4 protein-coding genes and 2 pseudogenes are annotated in these 12139 nt (G+C 71.3%); 5 read left to right on the forward strand and 1 reads right to left on the reverse strand.

Going from position 1 to position 12139, the window contains the following annotated elements:
* A pseudogene (locus CEK65_RS21335) lies at positions 1–95 on the reverse strand (tyrosine-type recombinase/integrase); the annotation flags it as partial.
* Here CEK65_RS21335 and CEK65_RS10540 point away from each other — a divergent pair.
* The 5 genes and pseudogenes from CEK65_RS10540 to CEK65_RS10560 all read left to right on the forward strand — a co-directional run.
* Positions 86–541, forward strand: a pseudogene (locus tag CEK65_RS10540) (tyrosine-type recombinase/integrase); the annotation flags it as partial. The pseudogenes CEK65_RS21335 and CEK65_RS10540 sit on opposite strands and share 10 nt — an antisense overlap.
* 63 nt (positions 542–604) lie before the next feature.
* Entirely contained in the window at positions 605–2800 is a 2196-nt protein-coding gene (locus CEK65_RS10545; protein ID WP_152181691.1) for a hypothetical protein, read from the forward strand.
* Positions 2801–2906: 106 nt separating this feature from the next.
* On the forward strand, positions 2907–3713 hold the full coding sequence (locus tag CEK65_RS10550; RefSeq protein ID WP_017911105.1) for a DsbC family protein: 807 nt from the start codon (positions 2907–2909) through the stop codon (positions 3711–3713).
* Positions 3714–4013: 300 nt separating this feature from the next.
* Positions 4014–8069 (forward strand): phosphoribosylformylglycinamidine synthase, encoded by a 4056-nt coding sequence (gene purL / locus CEK65_RS10555; protein ID WP_152181692.1) that lies wholly within the window; start codon positions 4014–4016, stop codon positions 8067–8069.
* A gap of 1096 nt (positions 8070–9165) precedes the next feature.
* Positions 9166–12139: ESPR-type extended signal peptide-containing protein (locus CEK65_RS10560; protein WP_255424526.1), on the forward strand; the 2974-nt coding region annotated here is incomplete at its 3' end.

Here is a 12139-nt window from a genome sequence, read left to right on the forward strand (position 1 = left end):
TTGACCGCGTTGGCCGGCAGGTTGACCAGCTCGCTGACGCGCAAGCCGGCGGCGTACATCAACTCGAGCATGGCGCGGTCGCGCAAGCCTGCCGGCCAACGCGGTCAATCTGCGCCAGGGCGTGCTGCGGGTCACCGGCAAGGGCAGCAAGGAGCGGCTGGTGCCGTTGGGCGAGGAGTCGCAGCACTGGCTGCAGCGCTATCTGGACAGCGCCCGCCCGGCGCTGGCGGCGGGGCAGGCGGTGCCGGCCAGCGATGGCGTGGTGCCGCTGTTCATCGACGCCGCGCGCCGCGCGCTGACCCGCCAGCAGTTCTGGGGGCTGGTCAAGCGCTATGCGGCGGTGGCCGGGATCGATCCGGTGCGGATCAGCCCGCACGGTCTGCGCCACAGCTTCGCCACGCATCTGCTCAACCGCGGCGCTGACCTGCGTGCGCTGCAGATGCTGCTCGGCCACAGTTCCCTGTCCACCACCCAGATCTACACGCTGGTGGCGCGCGAGCACCTGCAGAGCCTGCACCGCAAGCATCATCCGCGTGGCTGAGCGGCAACTGCCGCTGCCGCTGCCGCCGGCGATGGCATCCTTTTCCTTCCATCGAGTGCGTCCATGAGCGAGTTGCGACATCGCGTTTCCCATGCGCCAGCACGAGCTTGTGCCGGCCTGCTGCTGCTCGCGCTCGGCAGCGCGTTCGCGGCCGGGCCGGTGCAGCCGTCCGCCATGCCGGCGGCCGAGCCTGGCGACAGCGCGTGGCAGATCGCGGCTGCCGGCACGGCGCTGGAGGCGCAGGCACCGGCGGTGCGTCGCCACGAGGATCTGCTGTTCTGGACGCTGCCGGGCGGGCAGCGCGAACCGGCCACGGCGGCGCATCTGCTGATCGCAGCGCCGTATGCCCAGGTGCAGGCCGCGGTACGTGGCGTCGTGCAGGCGCAGGGGGGCTTCCAGGAAGGCAACGAGACCTTGCCGCTGTCGTATCTGCCCGACGATTGGGGCCGGGTCCTGCTATCACGCCGCCAGGACCTGCGCGCGGCGCTGGCCGAGCGCTTCGCGCAGCCGATGCTGCAGGCGGCGGTGGAGCAGGGCGCGCTGACTGAGGAGGAGGCGCGCACGCGCCTGCAACGGGCGCGCGAGCGCAGCGATTGGGCGCCACAGGATCGCGCCAAACTGGCTGTGTTCCGCGAGACGCGCTATGCGGAATACTGCGCCACGCGCAGCGAACGCCAGGGAATGAGCGGGCGTCTGGAACTGAGGGTATGCGTCTTCGACATGACCGCGGCCATGGGGCATGCGACCACCGCGCTGAGCATCGAGCGCACCGACAACTACGCCAATCCGGATTACAGCGTGATCAGGCAGATCACCCAGTTCAATCCGCTGGGCGGTGCGTCGCAGCCGTCGCGGTTGAGCCAGCGCGTGGTGCCGGCGGTGCTGTTCCAGGCCGTGCGCCAGGCGCTCGCCGCGAGCGTGCCGCAGCAGCCGGTGCGTGTGGTCGCGTCGCCGTTGGCATGGACGTTGCTGCCGCAGCGCGCCCGTGCGGCGCCGGCCATCGCGTTTGTCCCGCCGCGCAACGACGTGCCGCTGTTGCCGTTCGACGCGCTGCCCTGGGACGCGCTCGGCGGCGAACTGGCCACGGCGGACAGCGGCGCCCGCTACCCGCGCGATCTGCTGGCGCTGCCCGACGGCGATCTGTTGCTCAGCATGCAGGTGCTGGGCGGGACGGGCGCCAGCACCCGGCTGTGGCGGCTGCATCACGACGGCACGCGCTGGCAGACGGAAACGGTCTGGCAGGGCGAGGGCGGTGCGCAACGGCTGATGTCCGATGCGCAGGGCAGCCGCGTGTGGTTCCTGGCCGGCGCCGCTGGCGAGTCCGCCGTCCTGTATGTCTATGACGTCGCCTCACGGCGCCTGCATCGCTACCGGGTCGATGGCGAGGGCAGCGATGGCGACGCGCGCTGGGAACTGGACGCCGCGCAGCGCCCCGTGTATTTCGATCACAGTTACGCTGGCGGTGGCGGTGCGTTCGGCAGCAGTCGGTTCATCCTGAATGCGCCGACCGCCGCGGTACCGGCGGCGGATGGACCCTGGGCGTTCGCGCCGGTGTTCGGCGCGCCGCGACAAGCGTTGATGGATGCGGCGAAGAAGGGCAATGCGCAGCTGTGGCCGGTGCGCCTGCGCGACCCGCATGCGCTGTGGGTGGAGGATGCCCAGGGCATCGCCGCCCTCGATCCGACCAGCGGGCGTGTCCTGCGCGCGTTCGCGTTGCCGCAGCGTTTCGGTCGCCCCGATCCGGCCGACGCCTCCGGCGTGGCTCAGTGGGTGCCTACCCCGTTGGGGTCGCTGCAGGGTCGCTGGATCGCCAGCGGCTTCGTGCTGATGCTGGCCGACCACGGCACCGGGACGCTGCAGTTCGCGCCGTCCGGCGCGTCGAAGGCGCAGCCCGAAGCGCGCTTCGTCGGTATGCACGTGCTGGATATGGACGACGGCCGCGTGCGCCTGTCGGCCTTGCTGGGGTGCGCCGACGCGCTGAAGGCGGCGGCCCGTTCGGCGCACGGCCGGCTGCTGGCGCTGGGCAGCGATGCCCCCGCCGCGGCCGGACCGCAGCTGGCGCTGTGGCAGATCGCCGCCGCGCAGACACCGCTGCGCTTGGCCTCGCCGGCGCGCGGTTCGCTGAACACACTGGCGTTTTCGTGGGACGGCGCCACGCTCTGGGCCTTGACCGATGGCGGCCTGCTGCGCTGGTCGCTGCCACTGGCGCTGCGCGATCCGGCGGATGCGGGCGGCTATCCGGAGCACGCGAAATACTGATCCGCGCCCTTGCTGCGACGGCGTGCCCCCCGCTCAGCCTGTCTACATCGAGCGGACAAGGGGGTATGCGACAATCCAGCCGATCCGCAGCCCTCATGGATAGCCAATGCTCCGTTTTGCTCTTTTTGCGCTGCTGTGCGCCACTTCTCTTTCCGCCTGCGCGCAGCCGGCTTCGCCCACCGGCGGCGCTGCCGCTGCCAAGCCGGCCGCCGCCGCTCCTGCCGGCGCACCGGGCGAGCAGCGCGTACGCTCGGCGCTGCTGCAGCTCGATCCCAACTTCAAGCCCGACTACATCGGCGCCGCGCCGTTCCCCGGCTTTCGCGAAGTGGTGGTCGGCGGGCAGGTGCTGTACGTCTCCGACGACGGCCGCTACCTGTTCCAGGCGCAGCCGTTCGACATCCAGGAAAAGCAGTTCGCCTCCAGCGAAGGCCTGCTGAGCTACCGCCGCAAGCTGCTGGAGTCGGCGCCGCGTGCCGACCGCATCGTGTTCGCCCCGGCCAATCCCAAGTACACCATCAGCGTGTTCACCGATATCGAATGCGGCTACTGCCGCAAGCTGCACAGCGAGATCGGCGAGCTCAACAAGCAGGGCATCGCCGTGGAGTACCTGGCGTATCCGCGCATGGGTCTGGGCAGCCAGGACTACAAGGACATGGTCGCGGTGTGGTGCGCGGCGGACAAGAAGCAGGCACTGACCGAGGCCAAGAGCAGCGGCAAGGTGCCCGGCGCGACCAACTGCAAGAACCCGGTGACCATGCAGTACAACCTGGGCCAGCGCCTGGGCGTCAACGGCACCCCGGCGATCTTCGCCCCGGACGGCACCCAGATCGGCGGCTACCTGCCCCCGGCCAAGATGCGCGAGGCGCTGGACAAGCGCGCGGCGGAAGCGACGAAGGCGGGCGGAAGCCGCTGAGCGGCCGGGAATGGGGAAACGGGAATCGGGAATGGGTGCGACGTCGCTCGTTCCCGCGGCCACGGCCGCTGAACGCCCGTCTCTCCTCCTCGGTCGGCGGTGCGGCCTTTGCGCCACCGTTGGTGCCACCGCGCGTTTTGCCGCTGGAGCGCCGCGTCCGCTGTCGCCCAACCACCTCTAGCACGTCCGCTGGCGCCGACCCCGCTCGGCGGCCGGCTGTGCCGATTCCCCATTCCCGAATCGCCATTCCCAGCTCTCCGCTACAATAGCCAGCCCGTTTCCTCACACGGTTCCCCGGACATGATCGTCCTCGAGGGCGCTTCCGCCCTTTCGCCGTTCCGTCGCGCTCGGCTCGAAACCCGCCTGCAGTCCCTCGTTCCCGGCGTGCGCATCGTCGGCGCCTGGCACGTGTACTTCCTCGACGGCGATGACGCCGGGCAACTGGATCTGGTCGCGGCCCGCCGCATCCTGCAGGCGCAGGACGCGCCGGCGCCGGCGGAGGCGGGCACCTGCTCGCGCTACGTGGTGCCGCGGCTGGGCACGCGCTCGCCGTGGTCGAGCAAGGCCACCGAACTGGTCCGCGGTGCCGGGCTGGCGATCCGCCGGGTCGAGCGCGGTACCCGTCTGGACCTGACCGGCTGGCCCGAGGCGCCGGCCGACCAGGCCGCGCTGGCCAAGCTGCTGCACGACCCGATGACGCAGTCGCTGCTGGACGGCGCCGCACAGGCGCAGGCGCTGTTCCAGGCGCCGGCGCGCGGCGAGGTCGAGCGCATCCCGCTGGATGCGTTGGAAGCGGCCAATGCGCGCCTGGGTCTGGCCCTGGCCCAGGACGAGATCGATTACCTGCGGCAGCGCTTCGGCGAACTCGGCCGCGATCCGGCCGACGTGGAACTGATGATGTTCGCGCAGGCCAATTCCGAGCACTGCCGGCACAAGATCTTCAACGCCAGCTGGACCATCGACGGCAAGGAGCAGGACCGCTCGCTGTTCCGGATGATCAAGCACACCCACCAGCAGACCCCGCAGCACACGCTCAGCGCGTACAGCGACAACGCGGCGGTGGTGGAAGGCCATCCGGCCGCGCGCTACCGCCCGGATCCGGCCAGCGGCGAATACCGCAGCGAGGCGGTGACGCCGTCGGCGTTCTGCATCAAGGTCGAGACCCACAACCACCCGACCGCGATCGCGCCGTTCCCGGGCGCCTCCACCGGCGCCGGCGGCGAGATCCGCGACGAGGGCGCCACCGGCCGTGGCGGCAAGCCCAAGGCCGGCCTGACCGGCTTCAGCGTCTCGCACCTGCGCATTCCCAGCCTGCCGCAGCCGTGGGAGGGCGCGCGTCCGCTCAACCCGCGCATGGCGCCGGCGCTGGAAATCATGCTGGACGGCCCGCTCGGCGGCGCCGCGTTCAACAACGAATTCGGCCGGCCCAACCTGCTCGGCTATTTCCGCAGCTTCGAGCTGCCGGAGACCCAGGACCTGACCCGCGCCTACGACAAGCCGATCATGCTGGCCGGCGGCCTGGGCGCGATCGACCGCGTGCAGGTGGAGAAGATCCCGCTGCAGCCCGGCGACGCGGTGATCGTGCTCGGCGGCCCGGCGATGCTGATCGGCCTGGGCGGCGGCGCGGCCAGTTCGGTGGCTTCCGGCGACAGCGCCGAGGATCTGGATTTCGCCAGCGTGCAGCGCGACAACCCGGAGATGGAGCGGCGCGTGCAGGAGGTCATCGACCGCTGCGTGGCGCTGGGCGCGGACAACCCGATCCGCTGGTTCCACGATGTCGGCGCCGGCGGCCTGTCCAACGCCATTCCCGAACTGCTGCACGATTCCAACGTAGGCGGCCTCATCGACCTGGACCGCGTGCCCAGCGACGACCCCTCGCTGTCGCCGATGCAGCTGTGGTGCAACGAATCGCAGGAGCGCTACGTGCTCGGCGTGCCGCAGGCGCGCCTGGCCGAATTCGCCGCGATCTGCGAGCGCGAGCGCTGCCCGTTTGCCGCGGTGGGCGTGGCGACCGCCGAGGAACGGCTCGTCGTGGGGTACGGGGTGCTCGGCGGTGGGAATGGAGAATCGGGAATCGGGAATGGTGAAAAGCCGGCCGGCTCCGCTGTTGCCCATTCCCCATTCCCCACTCCCCATTCCCAGCATCCAATCGATCTGCCCATGGACGTCCTCTTCGGCAAGCCACCGAAGATGCACCGCGACACCCGGCAGCCGCCGGCGCCGCGCTGGCCGGAACTGGACACCGAGGCGCTGGACCTGCGCGAGGCCGGGCTGCGCGTGCTGGCCCATCCGACCGTGGCGGCGAAGAGCTTCCTGGTCACCATCGGCGATCGCAGCGTCGGCGGCCTGACCGCGCGCGAGCAGATGATCGGCCCCTGGCAGCTGCCGCTGGCCGATTGCGCGATCACCCTGGCCGGCTTCGACACCCATGCCGGCGAAGCGATGGCGATCGGCGAGCGCACCCCGCTGGCCCTGCTCGACGCTGCCGCGGCGGCGCGGATGGCGGTGGGCGAGGCGATCACCAACCTGTGCGCGGCGCCGGTGCAGGCGCTGGACCAGGTCAAGCTGTCGGCGAACTGGATGGCCGCGGCCAACCACGACGGCGAGGACGCGCGCCTGTACGCCGCGGTCAAGGCGGTGGGCATGGAACTGTGCCCGCAGCTGGACCTGAGCATCCCGGTGGGCAAGGACTCGCTGTCGATGCAGGCGCAATGGGCGGTGACCGCCGTGAATCGGGAATCGGGAATCGGGAATGGCGAAAAGCGCAATGCGTCCGCCACCGATGCCGCCGCTTCTCCGATTCCCGATTCCCCATTCTCCAGTCCCGGCGAGACGCACAAAAGCGTCTCGCCCGTCTCCCTCATCGTCTCCGCCTTCGCGCCGGTCGCCGATGCGCGGGCGCAGTTGACGCCGTTGCTGGCGCGCGAGGCCGAGAGCGAGCTGTGGTTGATCGGGCTGGGCGGCGGCAAGCAGCGCCTGGGCGGTTCGGTGCTGGCGCAGGTGCATGGCGACGGTGCGCTGCCGGCGTTCGGCGGGGCGGTGCCGGACCTGGACGATCCGCAGCGGCTGCGCGCGTTCTTCGAACTGATCCGCGATGCGCGCGAGGCTGGCCTGCTGCTGGCGTATCACGACCGCAGCGACGGCGGCGCATTCGCCGCGCTGTGCGAAATGGCGTTCGCCTCGCGGCAGGGCCTGGACATCACCCTCGATGCCTGGGGCGACGATCCGTTCCGCAGCCTGTTCAACGAGGAACTGGGCGCGGTGGTGCAAGTCGCGCGCGAAGACCGCGCGGCGTTCGCCGACCTGGTCGAGCGCCATGCGCTGACCGAGTGCGCGCAGCGTATCGCCCGCCCCAGCACCGCCGCAGCCGTGCGCGTGGGGCTGGGCGGCAAGACCCTGGCCGAATGGCGTTGGGACGAGTTGTTCGATGCCTGGTGGTCGGTGACCCACGCGATGCAGACGCTGCGTGACAACCCCGACAGCGCCGCCGAGGAGCGCGCGCTGGCGCGCGATTTCGCCGCGCCCGGGCTGAAGCCGAAACTGGCCTTCGACCCGGCCGAGGACGTCGCCGCGCCGTTCGTCGCCAGCGGCCAGCGGCCGAAGGTGGCGATCCTGCGCGAGCAGGGCGTCAACGGCCAGATCGAGATGGCCAATGCGTTCGAGCGCGCCGGCTTCCGTGCTTTCGACGTGCACATGAGCGACCTCATCGCCGGCCGCGTGGACCTGGCCGACTTCGTCGGCTTGGCCGCCTGCGGCGGCTTCAGCTACGGCGACGTGCTCGGCGCCGGCCGCGGCTGGGCCACCTCGATCCTCGAGCGGCCGGCGCTGCGCGATGCCTTCGCCGCGTTCTTCGCGCGTCCGGATACCTTCGCCCTGGGCGTGTGCAACGGCTGCCAGATGCTCAGCCAGCTCAAGGACATCATCCCCGGTGCCGAGCACTGGCCGCGCTTCCTGCGCAACCGCAGCGAGCAGTTCGAGGCGCGCACCAGCCTGCTGGAGGTGGTGGAGTCGCCATCGATCTTCCTGCGTGGCATGGCCGGCTCGCGGATCCCGGTGGCGGTGGCGCATGGCGAAGGCCGTGCCGAATTCGATACTGCCGTGGACCAGGCCGCCGCGCGCGTGGCACTGCGCTTCGTCGACGGCCATGGCGCCGTCGCCACGCAGTACCCGCTGAACCCGAACGGCTCGCCCGACGGCATCACCGGCCTGACCAGCGACGACGGCCGGGTGACCATCCTGATGCCGCACCCGGAACGTACCCTGCGCTCGCTCAACCTCAGCTGGCATCCGGCCGAGTGGCCGGACGAGGCGCCGTGGCTGCGCATGTTCCGCAACGCGCGGGTGTGGGTGGGCTGAAGCCCGCCCTGGCGCGCTCGCCGCGATGGCGACGCGCCTGCCTGGTGCGCTGCCGACGGCGACGTGTTCGGCGACCTGATCGCGTGCTGGCGCTGGCCCTTGCCAGGGCGCCGTCGGCAGTGCCTGTAGCCGCGATGTTCGGGGCGGCGCTGCCTGCTGCGTTGCTCGGGTCTGTGCCGCGCTGCCATCGCTGTGGGATGCAGAATGCACTGCCGGGATTGGTGGCGTGGCGCATGCGCCGAATCGCGCGTCGCAGTGTCCCATGTGGGAGGGACTGCAGCCCCGACGCAGGACCGCATCCAGGCCGGCCGAACTGGCGGTTTGACGGCCGATGCCGTCGATTTTCCTGTGTGTCGAGTGGGTTTCCTCGGCGCTCCCGCCTGCGCATGCGCTGACCGTGCGTGGTCGCGGCTGAAGCCGCTTCTACGAGACATCGCGGTGCGGTGCGCCTTGCGCGGTGCCGTCATCGCTGCAGCGTGCGTGTGCCTGCGCCATCCGCCACCGCTTGCAAGCGAATGGTGCGTCCTCCCGCGCGTGGTGCTCTTCGCCGTGTAGCGACAGTCCGGCAGCACCCGCCCGTCGTCCGGCACAAGGTCGCTCCGCCGCGCGACCGCTCGCCCCATTTCGCGCAGTCGGCGCTATGCGCAGCCGTCTGGAGCCGTCATCCGGCATGCCTGGGCGCGCTTTTGCGCCTCTACCATCCGGTCGCGTCAAGTCCTTGACAGGAAACGAAATCGCCCGAAGCGCGGTGTGTCAAGGTTGGCAAGGTATGTGCCGAAAAATTGGCGCGAGCTGGTTGTTTTCATTGATATTTATCGAAAATTTAACGAAATCAGTCTGAATTCGCGGTCTGTGTCACGGCACATGTCGCATTAAGTCAAAAACTTGACGTACTCGAGAGGCCGAGTTAACACTCGGGTCAGTTCCGCATTCCACCTCGGTTCATCTACAGCTCCGAGCAGCGACAGGCGTGAGCCTCTCGCGTCCCGCTAAGGGACGTGCGGCACCAAAAAACCGACAGGGGGTCGGCCGGCCGGAACGCCGGGCGAGGGTGGCTTTTTGACCAAAAACCAGCCGAATTGAGGAGCAGTCGTCGATGAATCGGATTTATCGCAAGGTCTGGAACAACGCACTGGGGATGTGGGTCGTGGCATCGGAACTGGCCAGCGGCGATGCGCGCGGGGCCGTCGTCCGCGACCGCCGTGCCGCACGCGCACACGGCCTGGCCCTGGCCGGCGCGATCGCGCTGGCGCTGGGCGCCGGCGCCCTTCCCGGCACCGCCCAGGCGCAGGCCGTGCAGATCGGCGACAACGCCAACGCCAGCGGCGACTACGCCACCGCGGTCGGTGCAGAGAGCAACGCCAGCGGCGCGCAGAGCACCGCGACCGGCGCGGCCAGCAACGCCAGCGGCGACGGCAGCGTGGCCAGCGGCACTCTCAGCGACGCCAGCGGCGTGGAGGCCAGCGCGCTCGGCTACTACAGCACCGCCAGTGGCGACGGCGCGACCGCGCTCGGCGCCGAGAGCATCGCCTCCGGCGCGGCCAGCGCCGCGGTCGGCGTGGCGGCCGACGCGACCGGCGAATACGCCACCGCGGTCGGCGGCTTCTCCAGCGCCAGCGGCTTCAACAGCACCGCGCTGGGCAACAGCGCGGTCGCGCAGGGCCGCAACAGCGTGGCGCTAGGCGCCGACGCGGTGGCCGACCGCGACGACAGCGTCTCGGTCGGCAAGGCCGGCGGCGAGCGCCAGATCACCCACGTGGCCGCCGGCACCGAGGCCACCGATGCGGTCAACGTGGCCCAGCTCGACGCGGTCAGGCAGACCGCCGACACCACCGCCAAGTATTTCCAGTCCAGCGGCAGCGACGCCAGCGATGCCGGCGCCTACGTCGAGGGCGCCAATGCGATCGCCGCCGGCGAAGGCGCCAACGCCATCGGCAACGGCGCCAGCGCACTGGGCAGCGGCGCCACCACGCTCGGCGGCAACGCCACCGCGGTCGGCAGCAACGCCACCGCCGTCGGCGCCTCGGCAACGGCGGTCGGCGGCGCGTTGTCGATCGTCGACGAGAACGGCGAGGTGTTGCTGGAAGGCACCACCACCGCGGCCGAGCAGGGCGCCAGCGCGTTCGGCGCCGGCGCGCAGGCCAATGGCGCGTTCTCCACCGCACTGGGCACGGCGGCACGCGCCGACGGCCTGCAGAGCACCGCCACCGGTTTCTCCGCTGCCGCCACCGGGCTGGCCGCGACCGCCAACGGCGGCTTCAGCCAGGCCGGCGGCGATTTCGCTTCCGCGGTCGGCTACGGTGCCAACGCCAGCGGCGGCAATGCCGTGGCGCTGGGCTATTCGAGTCTGGCCAGCGGGGCGTCCAGCACCGCGGTCGGCGGCAGCGTGCTCGGCCTGTTCACCACCGAGGCGCAGGGCGAGGGCGGCAGCGCATTCGGCGCCGGCGCCTGGGCCAACGGTGCGTTCTCCACCTCGGTCGGCTGGCTCAGTTCGGCCGATGGCGCGTCCAGCGCCGCGTTCGGCGCCGCGTCGTGGGCGCAGGCCGACGATTCCACCGCGCTGGGCTATGGCGCCAAGGCCGCGGCCAGCGGCAGCGTCGCGCTCGGCCAGGGATCGGTCGCCGATCGCGCCGACACGGTGTCGGTGGGCAGTGCCGGCAAGGAGCGGCAGATCGCCAACGTCGCCGCCGGCACCGAAGGCACCGATGCGGTGAACCTGGACCAGCTCGACGCGGTCAAGCAGGTGGCCGACGGCACCGCGCAGCTGTTCGCCGGCAGCGGCGACGGTACTGCGCTGGCGCAGGGCCAGCAGGCCACCGCCGCCGGCGCCGATGCGCTGGCCGATGGCGATTACACCACCGCCGTGGGGTCCACCAGCACCGCCGCCGGCCTCGGCGCCTCGGCGCTGGGCAGCGGCGCGGTCGCCAGCGGCGCCCACGCCAGTGCGGTGGGTACCGATGCCACGGCGGTCGGCACCTCGGCCACCGCCATCGGCAGCACCGCGACGGTGTACGAGTACGACGAGAACGGTTTCATCGTCGGCAGCCGCGAACAGACCACCCAGGCCCTGGGCGTGGCCGCCACCGCGGTCGGCGGCGGCGCGCAGGCGCTGGATCCGCTGACCACCGCGGTCGGCACCGGCACTTCGGCCGGCGGTGTGCAGAGCACCGCGCTGGGCTATCACGCGCAGACCTTCAAGGATGGCGCCACCGCGGTCGGCGGCCTGTCCGAAGTGGCCGGCGACCTGGGCACGGCGGTGGGCTACAGCGCTCGCGCCGCAGGCGACTACGCCACCGCGATGGGCATCGGCGCGCGCGCCACCGCCACCAGTGCGGTGGCGATGGGCATGAACGCGCTGGCCAGCGGCACCGACAGCGTCGCCGTGGGCGGCGTCAGCACCGCCGCGGCCAGCGCCGGCAATAGCGTGGGCATCGCCGCCGCCACCGGCGTCGGCGGCATCGCGCTGGGCGCCGGCGCGCAGAGCCAGTCCGACTACGCGATCGCGCTGGGCTACAACGCCAACGTGTTCCCGAACCTGCCGGGCAACGTCGATTCGGTCGCCATCGGCCACAGCGCCGGTTCGTTCGCGCCGCGCACGGTGTCGTTGGGCAGCTATGCGCTGGCCGCCGGCGACAGCGGCATCGCGCTGGGCTACAAAGCCACCGCCTGGAACCCCGACAGCGTCGCGCTGGGCGCACGTGCGGTGACGTCGATCTACAACAACAACGGCACCGCGCTCGGCACCGATAGCCAGGCCAACGGCAGCGATGCCACCGCGATCGGCTACGGCGCGCGGGTCAGCACCTGGCTGGACGATGCGCGCAACCAGGCGCCGACCAATGCGGTCGCGCTCGGCGCGCATTCCTACGCCGCGCGCGACAACAGCGTGTCGGTCGGCGATGTCGGCAACGGCCTGACCCGGCAGATCACCAGCGTCGCCGCCGGCACCGAAGCCACCGACGCGGTCAACGTGGCGCAGCTGCAGGAGGCCGGCAAGTACCTGCAGGCCAGTGCCGGCAACAGCGATGCCGGCGCCTACGTCGAAGGCGACGACGCGCTCGCCGCCGGCG

The sequence above is a fragment of the Xanthomonas sp. LMG 12459 genome, assembly GCF_009192905.1.
Taxonomy (GTDB): domain Bacteria; phylum Pseudomonadota; class Gammaproteobacteria; order Xanthomonadales; family Xanthomonadaceae; genus Xanthomonas_A; species Xanthomonas_A sontii.